Annotated in this window: 19 protein-coding genes; 10 read left to right on the top strand and 9 right to left on the bottom strand. The window is 66.6% G+C overall.

The genetic code is table 11. The annotated features are described in order from the left end of the window. Positions 1 to 127: 127 nt before the first annotated feature. From AC1DTW_RS07645 to AC1DTW_RS07625, 5 genes are all read left to right on the top strand, one after another. Entirely contained in the window at positions 128 to 865 is a 738-nt protein-coding gene (locus AC1DTW_RS07645) for an energy transducer TonB (RefSeq protein WP_477980427.1), read from the top strand. Between the two features lie 100 nt (positions 866 to 965). Next, the gene (locus AC1DTW_RS07640; RefSeq protein WP_477980506.1) at positions 966 to 1,814 is read left to right on the top strand and encodes a MotA/TolQ/ExbB proton channel family protein; all 849 of its coding nucleotides are present in this window, start codon (positions 966 to 968) and stop codon (positions 1,812 to 1,814) included. 37 nt (positions 1,815 to 1,851) lie between these two features. Next, on the top strand, positions 1,852 to 2,277 hold the full coding sequence (locus AC1DTW_RS07635; protein ID WP_477980426.1) for an ExbD/TolR family protein: 426 nt from the start codon (positions 1,852 to 1,854) through the stop codon (positions 2,275 to 2,277). 33 nt (positions 2,278 to 2,310) lie between these two features. Further along, positions 2,311 to 2,742 carry an ExbD/TolR family protein gene (locus AC1DTW_RS07630; protein ID WP_477980425.1) on the top strand — a complete coding sequence of 144 codons (432 nt, stop codon included), beginning with the start codon at positions 2,311 to 2,313 and terminating at the stop codon, positions 2,740 to 2,742. Positions 2,743 to 2,746: 4 nt separating this feature from the next. After that, positions 2,747 to 3,964, top strand: a complete 1,218-nt coding sequence (locus AC1DTW_RS07625; RefSeq protein ID WP_477980424.1) for a hypothetical protein — start codon at positions 2,747 to 2,749, stop codon at positions 3,962 to 3,964. Positions 3,965 to 4,048: 84 nt separating this feature from the next. Here AC1DTW_RS07625 and AC1DTW_RS07620 read toward each other — a convergent pair whose 3' ends face one another. From AC1DTW_RS07620 to AC1DTW_RS07590, 7 genes are all read right to left on the bottom strand, one after another. After that, positions 4,049 to 4,807, bottom strand: a complete 759-nt coding sequence (locus AC1DTW_RS07620) for a 3-hydroxyacyl-CoA dehydrogenase (RefSeq protein WP_477980423.1) — start codon at positions 4,805 to 4,807, stop codon at positions 4,049 to 4,051. A gap of 11 nt (positions 4,808 to 4,818) precedes the next feature. Further along, positions 4,819 to 5,472 (bottom strand): adenylate kinase, encoded by a 654-nt coding sequence (gene adk, locus AC1DTW_RS07615; protein ID WP_477980422.1) that lies wholly within the window; start codon positions 5,470 to 5,472, stop codon positions 4,819 to 4,821. A gap of 138 nt (positions 5,473 to 5,610) precedes the next feature. Beyond that, positions 5,611 to 6,363, bottom strand: coding sequence for a 3-deoxy-manno-octulosonate cytidylyltransferase (gene kdsB, locus AC1DTW_RS07610; RefSeq protein WP_477980421.1), 753 nt, complete (start codon positions 6,361 to 6,363; stop codon positions 5,611 to 5,613). Then, the gene (locus AC1DTW_RS07605; RefSeq protein WP_477980420.1) at positions 6,360 to 6,560 is read right to left on the bottom strand and encodes a Trm112 family protein; all 201 of its coding nucleotides are present in this window, start codon (positions 6,558 to 6,560) and stop codon (positions 6,360 to 6,362) included. Before AC1DTW_RS07605 ends, kdsB begins: the two co-directional genes overlap by 4 nt. Then, on the bottom strand, positions 6,541 to 7,521 hold the full coding sequence (gene lpxK / locus AC1DTW_RS07600) for a tetraacyldisaccharide 4'-kinase (protein WP_477980419.1): 981 nt from the start codon (positions 7,519 to 7,521) through the stop codon (positions 6,541 to 6,543). The genes AC1DTW_RS07605 and lpxK overlap by 20 nt, the downstream gene beginning before the upstream one ends. 99 nt (positions 7,522 to 7,620) lie before the next feature. Then, positions 7,621 to 8,049, bottom strand: a complete 429-nt coding sequence (locus AC1DTW_RS07595; protein WP_477980418.1) for an ExbD/TolR family protein — start codon at positions 8,047 to 8,049, stop codon at positions 7,621 to 7,623. 15 nt (positions 8,050 to 8,064) lie between these two features. Beyond that, the gene (locus AC1DTW_RS07590) at positions 8,065 to 8,700 is read right to left on the bottom strand and encodes a MotA/TolQ/ExbB proton channel family protein (protein WP_477980417.1); all 636 of its coding nucleotides are present in this window, start codon (positions 8,698 to 8,700) and stop codon (positions 8,065 to 8,067) included. Positions 8,701 to 9,077: 377 nt separating this feature from the next. Between AC1DTW_RS07590 and xseA the strand changes: the two genes are divergently transcribed. Together xseA and AC1DTW_RS07580 are read left to right on the top strand one after the other, a co-directional pair. Beyond that, a complete protein-coding gene (gene xseA, locus AC1DTW_RS07585; protein WP_477980416.1) occupies positions 9,078 to 10,379 on the top strand; it encodes an exodeoxyribonuclease VII large subunit in 1,302 nt (433 codons plus the stop codon). A 90-nt stretch (positions 10,380 to 10,469) separates the two neighbouring features. Next, a complete protein-coding gene (locus tag AC1DTW_RS07580) occupies positions 10,470 to 11,051 on the top strand; it encodes a superoxide dismutase (RefSeq protein ID WP_477980415.1) in 582 nt (193 codons plus the stop codon). A gap of 57 nt (positions 11,052 to 11,108) precedes the next feature. Here AC1DTW_RS07580 and AC1DTW_RS07575 read toward each other — a convergent pair whose 3' ends face one another. Continuing rightward, a complete protein-coding gene (locus AC1DTW_RS07575) occupies positions 11,109 to 11,567 on the bottom strand; it encodes a DUF192 domain-containing protein (protein WP_477980414.1) in 459 nt (152 codons plus the stop codon). Positions 11,568 to 11,702: 135 nt separating this feature from the next. Between AC1DTW_RS07575 and icd the strand changes: the two genes are divergently transcribed. After that, a complete protein-coding gene (icd, locus tag AC1DTW_RS07570; protein ID WP_477980413.1) occupies positions 11,703 to 12,956 on the top strand; it encodes an NADP-dependent isocitrate dehydrogenase in 1,254 nt (417 codons plus the stop codon). Positions 12,957 to 13,038: 82 nt separating this feature from the next. On the opposite strand, the gene AC1DTW_RS07565 is transcribed toward icd, so the two are convergent. After that, entirely contained in the window at positions 13,039 to 13,287 is a 249-nt protein-coding gene (locus tag AC1DTW_RS07565; RefSeq protein ID WP_477980412.1) for a cold-shock protein, read from the bottom strand. A gap of 195 nt (positions 13,288 to 13,482) precedes the next feature. On the opposite strand from AC1DTW_RS07565, the gene clpS reads away from it, so the two are divergent. Together clpS and clpA are read left to right on the top strand one after the other, a co-directional pair. Next, positions 13,483 to 13,836: an ATP-dependent Clp protease adapter ClpS gene (gene clpS, locus AC1DTW_RS07560; protein WP_477980411.1), complete on the top strand. Its 354-nt coding sequence runs from the start codon at positions 13,483 to 13,485 to the stop codon at positions 13,834 to 13,836. After that, positions 13,833 to 16,139, top strand: coding sequence for an ATP-dependent Clp protease ATP-binding subunit ClpA (gene clpA / locus AC1DTW_RS07555; protein WP_477980410.1), 2,307 nt, complete (start codon positions 13,833 to 13,835; stop codon positions 16,137 to 16,139). The genes clpS and clpA overlap by 4 nt, the downstream gene beginning before the upstream one ends. The last annotated feature ends 29 nt before the right edge of the window (positions 16,140 to 16,168 follow it).

The following is a 16,168-nucleotide window of genomic DNA, read 5'->3' as shown; positions in this document are numbered from 1 at the left end:
CAAGCTGCCACTTTTTTTTGCGTGCGCCGCGAGCTGTGTCCTTCGGGTTTTCCTCGGTGTGAGGTGGGTCGGAACGACTCTTGCTCATGGCTAGAATGCGGGCCTGCACAATGGCGCGGTTCTCCAGATGCCGCCGCCACCGGTCACGAGCTGGCAGGTGCTAAGGTTCGCTGTTTTATTTTCTGTCCCCGCTCACCCAATCTGGAGATCCCAGACCATGAATTTTTCTCAGCGACAAGCGGACCCGCGCCGACATCTGGTGGGCCTATCGCTTGTCATCCTGTTCCACGCGTTGATTGTTTACGCGTTGATCACTGGCTTGGCCAAGAAGGTCGTCGATGTGGTGCGGGCACCGATCGAGACCAAGGTGATCGAAGAGATCAAGAAGCCGCCGCCGCCACCCGAAATCGTGCTGCCGCCGCCGCCGAAGCTCGAGGCGCCGCCGCCGCCGTACATCCCGCCGCCGGAAGTGCAGATCGCCACGCCGCCGCCGCCGCAACCGACGATCTCGGTGGCGCCGTCGCCAGTGCCGCCTCCGCCGACACCGATGACGCCGACGCCGCCGGTGGCCGTCGCCCCCGCCCCGCCTGCACCGCGCCCGACGACCGTGGCGATCGGGGTGGCCTGCGCAACGCAGGTTCAACCCATCATGCCGCCCAAGGCTGCCCGCGAGGGAATTACCGGAACCGTGCGAGCCCGCGCCACCATCAAGGGCGGCAAGGTCGTCGCCGTCGAAATCGTGTCTTCGCAGCCGCGCGGCGTCTTCGACTCGGCGGTGCGCAACGCGATGATGCAGTACGGATGCTCCGCCGCTGGCGACGAGGAGCTGAAGGCCGACCAGACCTTCGACTTCAAGCTCGAGTAACCCCTCCGCCGAGCGGATGCTCCCCGCGCAGCGGGGCATCTGCTCTGCTTCTTCAGAACAACCCGAATTGTTTTCAGAATTTTTGCCAGGAGTCCCTCAGATGACCACCCGTCTTCAAGCCCTCGTTGCGGCGATTACCCTCGCTGCCAGCCTCGTTGCCGCTCCGCAGATCGCCAGCGCGCAAGCCTCCGCTCCGGCTGCCGAAGCCTCGGCCGTGACCCCGGCGCCCGCCGCGGCCCCGGCGCCGATCGCCGATGCGGTTACCACGAAGGAAACCGTCGACAACCCTTATGGCCTCGGCGCCTTGTGGGCCCAGGGTGACTTCGTCGCCCGCGGCACCTTGTTCATCCTGGTCGTCATGAGCATGGGCAGCTGGTACATCCTGATCACGAAGCTCTACGAGAGCTTCAAGATCAGCAGCCAGGCCAGGGCGGCCCGGAACGGCTTCTTCAAGGCCGTGACGATCAACGATGCCGTCAAGACCCTCAAGGACGGCAGCGCCTTCCGCTTCATCGCCGAAAGCGGCATTGCCGCCAGCGACCATCATGAAGGCGCACTGACCGAGAACATCGACCGCAACACCTGGGTCACCAGCTCGGTGCAGCGCAGCATCGACGACGTTCAAAGCCGTCTGCAGGATGGGTTGGCCGTGCTCGCGACCGTCGGTTCCACCGCACCGTTCATCGGCCTGTTCGGCACCGTCTGGGGCATCCTGAACGCGCTGACCACGATCGCCGTGGCGGGTCAGGCATCGATCGACAAGGTTGCCGGACCGGTCGGCGAGGCGCTGTACATGACCGCGATCGGTCTGTTCGTCGCGGTGCCGGCGGTGCTCGGCTACAACTGGCTGGTGCGCCGCAACAAGGTCAACATGGAGTCGGTGCGCAACTTCGGCGCCGATCTGCATGGCGTGCTGATGGGCGCGCGCATGAAGGCGACCGCGCGCTGAGCGCGAGCCACTCCTCCATCGAGACAGGAATCCGGCCATGGCAATGAACCTAGGCGGTGGAGGCGACGAAGACGACGTCGTCTCCACCATCAATACCACCCCACTGGTGGACGTGATGCTGGTGCTGCTCATCATCTTCCTGATCACGATTCCCGTGGTCACGCAGACGGTGCAGATGAGCCTGCCCAAAGAGGTCAACATCGCGCGCAAGACCAAGCCCGAGAACATCGAGATCTCGGTCAACAAGGACGGCGACGTGTTCTGGAACGCGCAGCTGCTGCCCGACAACGACGCGCTGTTCAACCGCCTCAAGAAGATCGCGGTGCTCACGCCGCAGCCCGAGGTGCACATCCGCGGCGACGAGCACGCGCGCTACGAGTCGATCGGACGCGTGGTCTTCGCCTGCCAGCGCGCGGCGATTGCCAAGATCAGCTTCGTCACCGAACCTCCACCCAAAGGGTGACCCGTGGCCCTTACGAGGGCTCAAGGAAACATCATGGCAATGAACGTAGGCTCGGGCAGCGGCTCGGGCGAGCCCGAAGTGATGATGGACATCAACACCACGCCGTTGATCGACGTGATGCTGGTGCTGATCATCATGCTGATCATCACGATTCCGGTGCAGCTGCACGCGGTGAACCTGAACATGCCGGCAGGCAGCCCGCCGCCGCCGATCAAGGAGCCGGTGGTCGTGACGATCGACGTCGATTTCGACGGCACGATCCTGTGGAACGGCGAGGCGATGCCAAATCGTCAGGCGCTCGAGGTGAAGCTGCGCGATGCGGCGGCCATGCCCGATCAGCCCGAGGTGCACGTGCGGCCGAACAAGCTGGTCGAATACAAGTTCGTCGCCGAAGTCCTCGCCGAATCGCAGCGTCTGGGCGTGACCAAGCTCGGCATGGTGGGCAACGAGCAGTTCGTGAAGTGAGCGTATGAACAGACTGATGAATCGGCTGATCGTCGCAGTCGGCGCCGCGCTGATCTTCGGCGCTGCGCACGGGCAGGGCGGAATGCGCCCCGAAGTCGGCAAGCCGCTGCAGGCCGCCCAGGACATGATCAAGGCCGGCAAGTTCCGCGAGGCGCTGGCCAAAGTTCGCGAGGCCGACGCGGTGGGCGGCAAGACCGCTGCCGAGTCGACCATGGTCGAGCGCATGCGCCTCGCTGCGGCCTCCGGCGCCGGCGATGCCGACACCGCGGCGCGCGCGTTCGAGGCGGTCAGCGGCAGCGTCGCCGGCCCCGACAAGCTGCGCATGATCGAGTCGATCGCCGGCAGCTACTACCGCGCGAAGGAATACGCGAAGGCGCAGCAATGGTACGCACGCTACTTCAAGGAAGGCGGCACCAGCAGCGCGAACCGCACGCTGATGATCCAGACGCAGTACCTGTCCGGCGACCTGGCGGGGGCTTCGAAGGAACTGATGGCCGAGATCCAGGGCGCCGAACGCAGTGGCGCCGTGCCGGCCGAGGACCGCATCAACCTGCTGATGAACGCGGCGGTCAAGCAGAAGGACGTGAACGGCGAGACCTTCGCGCTCGAACGCCTCGTCACCTACTACCCGAAGAAGGAATACTGGGTCACGCTGATGAGCCGCTTGCAGAGCAAGCCGACCTTCTCGGATCGCCTGTCGCTCGACACCTACCGCCTTTCGCTCGCCACCGGCAGCATGAGCGCGGCAAGCGACTACTCCGAGCTGGCGCAGCTGGCGCTGCAGGCCGGCTCGCGCGCCGAGGCGAAGCAGGTGATCGACAAGGGCTTCGCGGCCGGCGTCCTTGGTGCCGGGCCGCAGGCCGAGCGCGACAAGCGTCTGCGCGACCTGGTCAACAAGCGCATCGACGAAGCGAAGAAGACCGAGGCCGACGATGAGAAGACCGCGCTCGCCGCGAAGGACGGCAACGAGCTGGTGACGATCGGCCTGAACCGGGTCTTCGAGGGCCAGAAGGCCAAGGGCCTGCAACTGATGCAGCAGGGCATCGCCAAGGGCGGCCTGAAGCGCCCCGAGGATGCGAAGCTGCACTTCGCGATCGCGCAGCTCAACGCCGGCGACAACGCCAAGGCGCAGGCCGTATTGAAGACGGTGTCGGGCAACGACGGCACCGGCGATCTGGCGCGCCTCTGGGCGCTGTACGCGCGGCGCGCGAAGGCTTCCTGAGGCGACGAATCGACGCAGGGTATCCCGAGCCCTCAACGAAAAACGCGGCCCTTCGAGGCCGCGTTGTCGTTCAGGCGTCGCCGTTCACTTGGGTGCGAGCCGGATCGCACCATCGAGACGGATCACCTCGCCGTTCAGCATCTCGTTGGTGACGATCTGGTGCACGAGCTTCGCGTAATCGGCCGGCGTGCCCAGGCGGCTTGGGAACGGCACGCTGGCGGCCAGCGCATCCTGCACCTCCTGCGGCATCGTGAACAGCATCGGCGTGCCGAAGATGCCCGGCGCGATCGTCATGTTGCGGATGCCATTGCGCGCCAGGTCGCGCGCGATCGGCAAGGTCATGCCGACGACGCCACCCTTCGACGCCGAATACGCCGCCTGGCCGATCTGGCCGTCGAAGGCGGCGACGCTCGCGGTGGAGATCAGCACGCCGCGCTCGCCGGTGGGCTCGGGGTCGTTCTTGCTCATCGCCTCGGCCGCGAGGCGGATCATATTGAAGCTGCCGACGAGGTTGACAGTGACCACCTTCGCGAAGGTGGTCAGCGCATGCGCGCCTTCCTTGCCGACCGTCTTCGCGGCTGGCGCGATGCCGGCACAGTTGACGAGCCCGACCAGCTTGCCGAGTGCGACTGCCTTCGCGACGACCGCCTGGCCATCGGCCTCCTGGCTCACATCGCACTTCACGAAGGCGCCGCCGAGTTCGGCGGCAAGCGCTTCGCCCTTGTCGACCTGCAGATCCGCGATGACGACCTTCGCGCCGTTCGCGGCGAGCATGCGCGCGGTGCCTTCGCCAAGACCCGACGCGGCGCCGGTGACGATGAAGACCTTGCCTGCGATGTCCATGGATTCGTTCCTCAGGCCAGCGCGGCGAGGGCGCGCGCGGTGATTTCTTCGACGCTGCCGGTGCCGCTGATCTTGCGGTAACGCGGCGCTGCGGGGTCTCCGCCGGCGGCCCAGCTCGAGTAGTAGTCGACCAGCGGGCGCGTCTGGTTCTTGTAGACCGCGAGGCGGTTGCGCACCGTCGCCTCTTCGTCGTCCGCGCGCTGGATCAGGTCTTCGCCGGTCACGTCGTCCTTGCCCGCCACCTTCGGTGGATTGAACTTCAGGTGATAGCTGCGTCCCGATGCCGGATGCACGCGGCGGCCGCTCATGCGCTCGATGATGGCTTCGTTGGGCACGTCGATCTCGAGCACGAGGTCGAGCTTGACGCCGGCTTGCTTCATCGCGTCGGCCTGCGGGATCGTGCGCGGGAAGCCGTCGAACAGGAAGCCGTTCGCGCAGTCGGGCTGCGCGATGCGTTCCTTCACCAGGCCGATGATGATGTCGTCGCTGACGAGCGCGCCCGCGTCCATCACCTTCTTGGCGGCAACCCCCATCGCCGTGCCCGCCTTGACGGCCGCGCGCAGCATGTCGCCGGTCGAGATCTGCGGGATGCCGAATCGCTCGCAGATGAAGGCGGCCTGGGTCCCTTTGCCCGCGCCAGGGGCGCCCAGCAGGATGAGTCTCATGGGTGTCCTCGTTCTCGTGTCTTGTGTACGCAGTGCGCGGCTCGCGCCACGGCGTGAATCGCATCGAGAATAACATGCGACCCCCACGTGACACTGACGCGAGGACCGGGGAAAACGTGTGCTCCGCGGGGCGGGAAATCAGGCGAAAAGTGCGCGCACGCGGGCCAGGTCTTCGGGCGTGTCGACACCCGGCCCGGGCCGCGAATCGCTGACGTGGACCGCGATGCGTTCGCCGTGCCAAAGCACGCGCAACTGTTCGAGCGCCTCGATGTGCTCGAGCGGGCTGGCGGCAAGCCGCGGAAAGCATCGCAGGAATCCCGCCTGGTAAGCGTAGAGCCCGATATGGCGCAGCGGCGCATCGCTCGGGATCGGCGAGGCGCCCGACGCGCGCGCGTCGCGCCACCATGGAATCGGTGCGCGCGAGAAGTACAACGCGCGGCCGGCGGCGTCGAGCACGACCTTCACGACGTTCGGGTTGTCGAGTTCATCGACCGCGTCGATCGGATGCGCGGCCGTGCTCATCACGCAGTCGGGGTGCTGGGCGAGCAGCGCAGCGCAGGCGTCGATCATCTGCGGGTCGAGCAACGGCTCGTCGCCCTGCACGTTGACGACCAGGTCGGCGCCGTCGAGCCCGAGCAGCGTGCAGGCCTCGGCGAGGCGGTCGCTGCCGGTCGCGTGGTCGGTGCGCGTCAGCAAGGCTTCGACGCCGTGTGCGGTGCAGGCTGCAACGATGCTCGCGTCATCGGCGGCAACGACGACGCGGCTGGCGGCCGAGCGCGCCGCGTTGCGCGCGACGCGCACGATCATCGGCAGCCCGGCGATGTCGGCGAGGGGTTTGCCCGGCAGGCGCGTCGACGCCAACCGAGCCGGCACCAACACCGTGAAGTTCATGCGCTGGGCGCGGCCGGCGTCGCGTCGAGCGAACGTGCCTCGGCCTCGAGCATCACCGGGATGCCGTCTCGCACCGGGAACGCCAGGCCATCGGCGTGGCAGACGAGCTCGACCTGCGCCTGCTGCGGCGGCCGCAGGTGTTCGAGCGGGCCCTTGCAGAGCGGGCAGACGAGCAGATTAAGCAGGCGTGTTTCCATGGCGAGGTCCGGGCGGTGGCAGCAGGGCAAGCAGTGCGGTCTCGAAGGCCGCATCGAGTTCGAAGTCTAGCGGCGCGACCCAGATCCGCGTCGTGCCAGCGATGCGCTGCGGGTCGAGCTTGACCGCGTCTTTCTCGGTCAGCACGACATCGGTCGTGTCGTCGGGCCAGGGCAGGGCGGCGTAGTCATGATGGTCGGGCAGCGGCTGCGGCGTGATCGTCAGGCTTTGCCCGCGCAGCATCTCGAAGAAGCGCTGCGGCCGCGCCAGCCCGGCCGCTGCGACGATTGGCCGGGCGCGCAGCGCCACGAGCGCGTCGGCGCTGGCCGGTTGGCCGCGCCACCAGTCGGCCAGTTCGACGACGCCGGCGAACGAGCGCCACGCCGTCGTGCCGGGCAGTGGGGTCGACGGCGTGGCGGCGTTGTACACGACGAGGCTGCGCGCCGGAACCTCGTTCGGCAGGCACTCGCGCAGCGGTCCGGCCGGCAACAGCCAGCCGTTGCCGGCGCCGCGCTCATCGAACACGATCACCTGCGCGTCGCGCGCCAGTGCGAGGTGCTGCAGCCCGTCGTCGCTGACGATCACGTCGGTGTCGGGATGCAACTCCAGCAAGCGACGCGCCGCGGCAACGCGTTTGCGGCCAACGACCAGAGGTGCGCCGGTGCGCAGATGGATCAGCAGCGGCTCGTCGCCACTGCGCGCGGCCGGCACCGCGCGCGTCACGTCGAGCAGGTCGGCATGACTGCCGCCGTAGCCGCGCGAGACGACGCCGGGTGTGTAGCCGCGGCGGCGCAGTGCCGCGACGATCGCGATCACGGTCGGCGTCTTGCCGGCACCGCCGGCGACCAGGTTGCCGACGACGATGACCGGCGCCGGCAGCGCATGCGTGCGCAGCAGGCCGATGCGATACAGCACGCGCCGCAACGCGGTGATCGCGCCGAACGCGGCGGCCAGCGGGAGCATCGCGTGCGCCAGTGCGCCTCGCCCGAGCCACGCCAGCTGCAGACGTTGCCCGAAGCCGGGGGCGGGCGCCGAGGCCAACGCGCTGCGCCGCACCCGACGTCAGCGCGCGTCGCCGCCGGCCGAGGTCTGGGTCGCGAAGGTCAGGCGCGGCAGGTTCGCGCGCCGCGCCGCGTCCATCACGTTGATCACGCTCTGGTGCGCCGCGGTCGCATCGGCCGAGACGATCACGACCGCGTCGGTCGCGCCGGCCGCCGCCGCGCCGAGTTCAGCGGTGAGGGCCTCGACGCTGCGGCCTTCGACCGGCTTGCGGTTCACCGCATAGCGCCCGTCGGCCGACACCGCGACGATCACTTCGCGCTGCCGGTCGCGCAGCTTCTCGGCGTCCGCCGTCGGCAGCGTGATCTGCAGCTCGGTGAACTTCGAGTAGGTCGTCGACAGCATCAGGAAGATGAGCACGACCAGCAGCACGTCGATGAACGGGATCAGGTTGATCTCGGGGTCTTCGGGGCGCGGCTTGCGAAAGTTCATCGCGATCCTCGCCGTTCAGGCGCCCGCACCACGCGGCGCGGCGAAGCGCATCAGGTGCGGCACCAGACGGTCGGCGGCCTGTTCCATGTCGATCGTGTAGGCATCGACCAGGCCGCGGAAATAGCGATAGAACATCAGCGAGGGGATCGCGATCATCAACCCGAACGCGGTGTTGTACAGCGCGACCGAGATGCCGTGCGCCAGCAGCGCCGGGTTGTTGCCGGTCGGTGCCTGCGAGCCGAAGATCTCGATCATGCCGATCACCGTGCCCATCAGGCCCAGCAGCGGCGCGGCCGAGGCGATCGTGCCGAGCGTGTTCAGGTAGCGCTCGAGCCGGTGCACCGCGGCACGGCCTGCCGACTCGAAGGTGCCGCGCAACTGCGGTTCGGTGATGCGCGGGTCGGCAATCACGGCACGCAGGCCGGTCGCGAGCACGGTGCCGAGCACCGAGTTGTCGGACAGCTTGTTGACGACGTCGGCAGCCGGCAGATGCGCGCGCGTGACCGAGATCACCTCATCGAGCAACCGTGCCGGCGCGACGCGCACGGCACGCAGGCTGGAGAGACGTTCGAGCACCAGGGCGAGTGCGCCAATGGAACACAGGAGCAGTGGCCAGATCGGCCAGCCAGCGGCTTGTATGATCGAAAACAATCGTGCCCTTTCGACGGCGATTCGGTGGCGACCAGGGATTTCGGGACCGGCGATTATGGCCCGAAGGACTCGTCGCCAAGCATCCGTGGCGCCGACGTTGCGGCGGCGCATCCGCCCGGCGTTTTCAGCCATGCCCAGACGCCGCCCGGACATCCACCGCAGGTGTGGACAACTTTGTGGACAAGCCGGTGAGCTTCGCTGCGAAGGCCCGAATTTGCAGGGCTGCGAACACATTGCTTAATGTTTAGGCAGATAAAAAACCTTGAAAATCAATGACTTGGGTAATTGTGACGGGCCTGTGACGGGGGCAACGTCGGTTCGCGCGTTGGCTGGCGCGGTTGTGGAGTTCTCGCCCCGCGCCGGCATTGGGTTTGCGGGTGTTTGAGTCCTTCGGCGCGATCCCGGCGCGCGCCGCGTGGGGTGTCGCCGCGCTGCTGCGCGAGGTCGGCGACCTGCTCGTCGGACGCTTCAGCGCCTGCGCGGTGCGTGGCGAGGTATCGGGCTTCTCGCGCGCGGCCAGCGGTCACTGCTACTTCAACCTGAAGGACGCCGATGGTGGCGGCGCGCTGCTGCGCTGTGCGATGTTCCGGCGCGCCGCGAGCCTGCTCGCATTCGCGCCGGCAGACGGGCAACTCGTCGAGGTTCGCGGCCGGCTCGGCGTGTACGAACCGCGCGGCGAGCTGCAGCTGGTCGTCGAGGGGATGCAAGCGGCGGGCGCGGGCGCGCTGTACGAGCAGTTTCTGCGGATCAAGGCGAGGCTCGAGGCGCAAGGCCTCTTCGATGCCGCGCGCAAGCGCGAACTGCCGCGCTATCCGCGTGCAATCGGTGTCGTTACCTCGCTCAGTGCCGCAGCGTTGCGCGACGTGCTGACGGCGCTGGCGCGGCGCGCGCCGCAGGTGCGCGTGGTCGTCTACCCGAGTGCAGTCCAAGGGCCGGGCGCGCCGGCCGCATTGGCCGACGCGATCGGGCTCGCCTCGCGCCGGGGCGAAGTCGAGACGTTGATCGTGTGCCGCGGCGGCGGCTCGCTCGAAGACCTCTGGGCGTTCAACGACGAGCAGGTCGTGCGCGCGATCGTCGCGGCTTCGATGCCGGTCGTCTGCGGCGTTGGCCACGAGACCGACGTGACGCTGGCCGATCTCGCCGCCGATCTGCGTGGGCCGACCCCGACCGCGGCCGCTGAACTCGCCGCGCCGACCCGCGAAGCCTGCCTGAGCGTGCTCGATGCCTTCGCTGCGCTGCTGCTGCGGCGTGTCCACGACGCGCTCGACACCCAGGCGCAGCGCCTCGACCGATGCGCGCTGCGGCTCGCGCGGCCGGGCCAGCTGCTGCGGCGGCAGGGCGAGCGGCTGGCGCTGCTGTCGCATCGGCTCGGCGGGCACCTGCCGCGCGTGACCCTCGCGCAGCAGACGCGGCTGGCGAAGCTCGATGGCGAACTGCGGCGCGGCGTTGTGCGGCGCCTGGTCGGCGACGCACAACGCCTCGACGCTCTCGCGGCACGGTTGCGCGCGCTCGATCCGCAGCAGGTGCTGGCGCGTGGGTACGCATGGCTGAGCAATGCCGGTGGTCGCCCGGTGACTTCGGTGCAGCAGGTCTCGACCGGCGCCGCGCTGCAGGCCGTGCTGCACGACGGCGCGGCCGATGTCGTGGTGACGGCCGTCCGAGGTCGGACGGCCGATTGATGCGTTGTGGTCGACGCCGCATGCGACGACAGCGCCGCGGCAAGCTGCCTACAATGATCCAACCCCGCAACTACCCGGAAGAGGTTCACGATGGAACACACCTTGCCTGCACTGCCCTACGCCCTCGACGCGCTCGCGCCCGCGACCAGCAAGGAGACGCTCGAATACCACCATGGCAAGCACCACAACGCGTACGTGGTGAACCTGAACAACCTGCAAAAGGGCACCGAGTTCGAATCGATGACCCTCGAAGAGATCATCAAGAAGGCGACCGGCGGCGTCTACAACAACGCAGCGCAGATCTGGAACCACACCTTCTTCTGGAACTGCATGAAACCGGCCGGCGGCGGCGAGCCGAAGGGCGCGCTGGCCGCGGCGATCACCGCGAAGTGGGGCAACTACGCCGCATTCAAGGATGCGTTCACGAAGAGCGCGGTCGGCAATTTCGGCTCCGGCTGGACCTGGCTCGTGAAGAAGGCCGATGGCAGCGTCGACATCGTCAACATGGGCGCCGCCGGCACACCGCTGACCACCGCCGACAAGGCGCTGCTGACGATCGACGTCTGGGAGCACGCCTACTACATCGACTATCGCAACCTGCGCCCGAAATTCGTCGAGACCTTCCTGAACTCGCTGGTGAACTGGGAGTTCGCCGAGAAGAATTTCGCGTAAGCGCTGAACCCAACGAAGAAGGCCGGTCATCGACCGGCCTTCTTGCTTTGCGCGTCGCTACTGCCTGAACGGCGCGCCCTGGATTCTCATGCCCGGCTTGAGGCCGCGCTTCGCGAACCAGCCTTCGTTCATCTCGAGCACGAAGCGCACTTCCTTCGTCGAGCAGTGGCTGTCGAGTGTCTGCGGCTTCATCGCCTCGATGTTCGTGATGCTGCCGTCGTCGCCGACGAACGCGACCGACAGCGGCAACAGCGTGTTCTTCATCCAGAAGCACTGCTGGCCCGGGCGTTCGAAGATGAACAGCATGCCGTCGTTCGTTGGCATCGTCGGGCGAAACATCAGGCCGATGCTGTGCTCCTGCGGTGACTGCGCGACCTCGGCCTGGATCACGTGCATGCCGGCACTCAGCTTGATCGACGGGAGCTTCTGCGGGGCGTCCTGCGCGGTCGCGGCACTGGCCAGCAGCGCGAGGGTGGTCGAGGCGAGGAGGGCTCGCAAGGTGGCAAGACGGGTCATGGCAGCGGCTCGAAGTGATGCTCGGATTATCAACGCCTGCCCCGCCGCGCCCGGCCGACAAAGGGGCTGGCATAGAATCAAAAATTCACCCTGACCTCACCGATTCATCACCTCAGCGAGCGGAGCCTCATCCCCATGTACCAGCACATCAAGGTGCCCGAAGGCGGGCAGAAGATCAGCGTCAATGCCGATTTTTCGCTCAACGTTCCCGACCAGCCGATCATCCCGTTCATCGAGGGCGACGGTACGGGCGCCGACATCACGCCGGTGATGATCAAGGTGGTCGATGCGGCGGTGGCCAAGGCCTACGGTGGCAAGAAGAAGATCCACTGGATGGAGGTCTACGCCGGTGAGAAATCGACCAAGGTCTACGGCCCGGATGTCTGGATGCCGGGTGAGACGCTGGAGGCGGTGAAGGAGTACGTCGTCTCGATCAAGGGCCCGCTGACGACGCCGGTCGGCGGCGGCATCCGCTCGCTGAACGTCGCACTGCGCCAGGAACTCGATCTCTATGTCTGCTTGCGGCCGATCCAGTATTTCACCGGCGTGCCGTCGCCCGTGAAGGCGCCCGAGAAGACCAACATGGTGATCTTCCGCGAGAACTCCGAAGACATCTACGCCGGCATCGAATTCGAGTCGGGCAGCGACAAGGCCAAGAAGCTGATCGACTTCCTGATCAAGGAAATGGGCGTCAAGAAGATCCGCTTCCCGAACACCTCGGGCATCGGCATCAAGCCGGTCTCGAGCGAAGGCACCGAGCGCCTGGTGCGCAAGGCGATCCAGTACGCGATCGACAACGACAAGTCGTCGGTGACGCTGGTGCACAAGGGCAACATCATGAAGTTCACCGAAGGTGGCTTCCGTGACTGGGGCTACGCGCTGGCCCAGAAGGAATTCGGTGCCGAGCTGATCGACGGCGGCCCGTGGATGAAGTTCAAGAACCCGAAGAGCGGCAAGGAGATCGTCGTCAAGGACGTGATCGCCGACGCGTTCCTGCAGCAGATCCTGCTGCGCCCGGCCGAATACTCGGTGATCGCCACGCTGAACCTGAACGGCGACTACGTCTCGGACGCGCTGGCTGCGCAGGTCGGCGGCATCGGCATCGCGCCGGGCGCGAATCTCTCGGACTCGATCGCGATGTTCGAGGCGACGCACGGCACCGCGCCGAAGTACGCCGGCAAGGACTACGTCAATCCGGGCTCTGAAATCCTCTCGGCCGAGATGATGCTGCGCCACATGGGCTGGACTGCCGCTGCCGACCTGATCATCAGCTCGATGGAGAAGGCGATCCTGTCGAAGAAGGTGACCTACGATTTCGCGCGCCTGATGGAGGGTGCGACCCAGGTGTCGTGCTCCGGCTTCGGGCAGGTGATGATCGACCAGATGTGAGGTTGGCGGCGCCGCCCTCGCGCGGCACTGCCGATCAAAAAGCCCGCCCGCTCGGCGGGCTTTCTTGTTGGCGCCGGCCGATTCACTCGGCGCCGGGCAGCGGGCTCGCCGGCGCGCTGTCGGGCGCATCGATCGCCGCAATGTTCTGCGCCAGCTGGCCCTTCGGCCCCTGGACGATCTCGAATCGCACGCGCCCGCCTTGCTTCAAGGTGCGGAAGCCCTCCATCTGGATCGCCGAGAAGTGCGCGAAGATGTCCTCGCCGCCGGCCTCCGGTTCGATGAACCCGAAGCCCTTCGCGTCGTTGAACCACTTGACAGTGCCTGTGGCCATGCTTGTGCTCCCCCAGCGCGGCAGCGTACGTGACGCGCGTCACATTTTCCCGCCGCTGGAAATTGGCTGTCAAGAACGGGAACACCCCCGGATAAGAACGGCCGGCGTGACGCAATTCGGCCCTTGCAGATCAGGGCACGGGTGCAATATGGGATCGAGTGAAACGCCCGCGCGTCAACTCGATAGAATGAATCCATGCCCGACGAATCGACCCCTCCCGCGCCTCCGGTGGCGCGACCCCAGCCCGACGACGGCCAGGGCGCGGTCGTTGTCGAGCGCAAGGTTGCAAAGACGGAACCACCCCGCATGTACCAGGTGGTCCTGCTCAACGACGACTACACGCCGATGGAGTTCGTCGTGATGGTGCTGCAGGAATATTTCAAACACGACCTCGAAACAGCGACCCAGATCATGCTGAAGATTCACCATGACGGGCGAGGCGTTTGCGGCGTCTACACGAAGGACGTCGCAGCGACGAAGGTTGAATTGGTGCTGGCCGCCGCTCGCCGTGGCGGCCACCCGTTGCAATGCATTATGGAGGCCGCATGATCGCCCAAGAACTTGAAGTCAGCCTGCACATGGCATTCGTCGAGGCGCGCCAGCAGCGCCACGAGTTCATCACGGTCGAACACCTGCTGATGGCGCTGCTCGACAACCCGTCGGCGGCCGAAGTGCTGCGCGCCTGCTCGGCAAACGCCGATGACCTGCGCAAGAGCCTGCTCGGCTTCATCAAGGAGAACACGCCCACGGTCGGCGGCACCGACGAGGTCGACACGCAGCCGACGCTGGGTTTCCAGCGCGTGATCCAGCGCGCGATCATGCACGTGCAGTCGACCGGCAGCGGCAAGAAGGAAGTGACCGGCGCGAACGTGCTGGTCGCGATCTTCGGCGAGAAGGATTCGCACGCGGTCTACTACCTGCACCAGCAGGGCGTGACGCGGCTCGATGTGGTCAACTTCATCGCGCACGGCATCCGCAAGAGCGACCCGCCGGAGCCTGCGAAGCCCAGCGAGAGTGGCTCGAGCGCCAGCGACAGCGAGAAGGAAGAGGGCGATGGCAAGGGCTCGCCGCTGGATCAGTTCACGCAGAACCTGAACCAGCTGGCACGCGACGGCAAGATCGATCCGCTGATCGGCCGCGAGCACGAGGTCGAGCGCGTGATCCAGATTCTGTGCCGCCGGCGCAAGAACAACCCGCTGCTGGTCGGCGAGGCCGGCGTCGGCAAGACCGCGATCGCCGAGGGCCTGGCCTGGCGCATCACGCAGAAAGACGTGCCCGAGGTTCTGGCCGATTCGGTCGTCTACTCGCTCGACATGGGCGCGCTGCTGGCCGGCACCAAGTACCGCGGCGACTTCGAGCAGCGCCTGAAGGGCGTGCTCAAGCAGCTGAAGGACCAGCCGAACGCGGTGCTGTTCATCGACGAGATCCACACGCTGATCGGCGCCGGCGCGGCCTCGGGCGGCACGCTCGATGCGAGCAACCTGCTGAAGCCCGCGCTGAGTTCCGGCGCGATGAAGTGCATCGGCGCGACCACGTTCACCGAGTACCGCGGCATCTTCGAGAAGGATGCGGCGCTGTCGCGGCGCTTCCAGAAGGTCGACGTGATCGAACCCTCGGTGGAGCAGACCGTCGAGATCCTGAAAGGCCTGAAGTCGCGTTTCGAGGAGCACCACAGCGTCAAGTACGCGGTCGGCGCGTTGCAGGCCGCGGCCGAATTGTCGGCCAAGTTCATCAACGACCGGCATCTGCCCGACAAGGCAATCGACGTGATCGACGAGGCCGGGGCGGCGCAGCGCATCCTGCCGAAGAGCAAGCAGAAGAAGACGATCACGCGCAGCGAGGTCGAAGAGATCGTCGCGAAGATTGCGCGCATCCCGCCCGCGGCGGTGTCGAACGATGACCGTTCGAAGCTGAAGACGCTCGACCGCGACCTGAACAGCGTCGTGTTCGGCCAGGAGCCGGCGGTCGAGGCCATCTCTGCCGCCATCAAGATGGCGCGTTCCGGCCTCGGCCGGCCCGACAAGCCGATCGGGTCGTTCCTGTTCAGCGGCCCGACCGGCGTCGGCAAGACCGAGGTCGCGAAGCAGCTCGCCTACATCCTCGGCGTCGAACTGATCCGCTTCGACATGAGCGAGTACATGGAACGCCATGCGGTGAGCCGGTTGATCGGCGCGCCACCGGGCTATGTCGGCTTCGATCAGGGCGGCCTGCTGACCGAGGCGATCTCGAAGAAGCCGCACGCGGTGTTGCTGCTCGACGAGATCGAGAAGGCGCACCCGGATGTCTTCAACGTGCTGCTGCAGGTCATGGACCACGGCACCTTGACCGACAACAACGGGCGCAAGGCCGACTTCCGCAGCGTCATCATCATCATGACGACGAATGCCGGCGCTGAGACGATGAACAAGGCGACGATCGGCTTTACCAACGCGCGCGAGCAGGGCGACGAGATGGCCGACATCAAGCGTCTGTTCACGCCCGAGTTCCGGAATCGGCTCGATGCGACCGTCAGCTTCAAGGCGCTCGACGAAGAGATCATCCTGCGCGTGGTCGACAAGTTCCTGCTGCAGCTCGAGAGCCAGTTGAGCGAGAAGAAGGTCGAGGTCACGTTCACCGACGCGCTGCGCAAGCAGCTCGCCAAGAAGGGCTTCGATCCGCTGATGGGCGCGCGGCCGATGCAGCGCCTGATCCAGGACACGATCCGTCGTGCACTGGCCGACGAGTTGCTGTTCGGGCGCCTGGTCGACGGCGGCCGGCTCACGGTCGATGTCGATGCCGACGGCAAGCCGGTGCTCGACATCCAGCCGGTGAAGAAGATCGACAAGCCGAAGGCGGAAGCCGCGACGGCGTAGCGCGTCGCGATCTGTACGAGAAGGGGCCT

This window comes from Rhizobacter sp. P5_A1 (genome assembly GCF_056400745.1).
Note: the sequence above shows the minus strand (reverse complement) of the source record. Positions and strands in the feature narration are given on the sequence as shown.

What these genes read in the sequence shown, in the direction of transcription:
- AC1DTW_RS07645 (WP_477980427.1), top strand. Translation starts at nt 128, where the DNA reads ATGCCGCCGCCACCGGTCACGAGCTGGCAGGTGCTAAGGTTCGCTGTT.
- AC1DTW_RS07640 (WP_477980506.1), top strand. Translation starts at nt 966, where the DNA reads ATGACCACCCGTCTTCAAGCCCTCGTTGCGGCGATTACCCTCGCTGCC.
- AC1DTW_RS07635 (WP_477980426.1), top strand. Translation starts at nt 1,852, where the DNA reads ATGGCAATGAACCTAGGCGGTGGAGGCGACGAAGACGACGTCGTCTCC.
- AC1DTW_RS07630 (WP_477980425.1), top strand. Translation starts at nt 2,311, where the DNA reads ATGGCAATGAACGTAGGCTCGGGCAGCGGCTCGGGCGAGCCCGAAGTG.
- AC1DTW_RS07625 (WP_477980424.1), top strand. Translation starts at nt 2,747, where the DNA reads ATGAACAGACTGATGAATCGGCTGATCGTCGCAGTCGGCGCCGCGCTG.
- AC1DTW_RS07620 (WP_477980423.1), bottom strand. Translation starts at nt 4,807, where the DNA reads ATGGACATCGCAGGCAAGGTCTTCATCGTCACCGGCGCCGCGTCGGGT.
- adk (WP_477980422.1), bottom strand. Translation starts at nt 5,472, where the DNA reads ATGAGACTCATCCTGCTGGGCGCCCCTGGCGCGGGCAAAGGGACCCAG.
- kdsB (WP_477980421.1), bottom strand. Translation starts at nt 6,363, where the DNA reads ATGAACTTCACGGTGTTGGTGCCGGCTCGGTTGGCGTCGACGCGCCTG.
- AC1DTW_RS07605 (WP_477980420.1), bottom strand. Translation starts at nt 6,560, where the DNA reads ATGGAAACACGCCTGCTTAATCTGCTCGTCTGCCCGCTCTGCAAGGGC.
- lpxK (WP_477980419.1), bottom strand. Translation starts at nt 7,521, where the DNA reads ATGCTCCCGCTGGCCGCCGCGTTCGGCGCGATCACCGCGTTGCGGCGC.
- AC1DTW_RS07595 (WP_477980418.1), bottom strand. Translation starts at nt 8,049, where the DNA reads ATGAACTTTCGCAAGCCGCGCCCCGAAGACCCCGAGATCAACCTGATC.
- AC1DTW_RS07580 (WP_477980415.1), top strand. Translation starts at nt 10,470, where the DNA reads ATGGAACACACCTTGCCTGCACTGCCCTACGCCCTCGACGCGCTCGCG.
- AC1DTW_RS07575 (WP_477980414.1), bottom strand. Translation starts at nt 11,567, where the DNA reads ATGACCCGTCTTGCCACCTTGCGAGCCCTCCTCGCCTCGACCACCCTC.
- icd (WP_477980413.1), top strand. Translation starts at nt 11,703, where the DNA reads ATGTACCAGCACATCAAGGTGCCCGAAGGCGGGCAGAAGATCAGCGTC.
- AC1DTW_RS07565 (WP_477980412.1), bottom strand. Translation starts at nt 13,287, where the DNA reads ATGGCCACAGGCACTGTCAAGTGGTTCAACGACGCGAAGGGCTTCGGG.
- clpS (WP_477980411.1), top strand. Translation starts at nt 13,483, where the DNA reads ATGCCCGACGAATCGACCCCTCCCGCGCCTCCGGTGGCGCGACCCCAG.
- clpA (WP_477980410.1), top strand. Translation starts at nt 13,833, where the DNA reads ATGATCGCCCAAGAACTTGAAGTCAGCCTGCACATGGCATTCGTCGAG.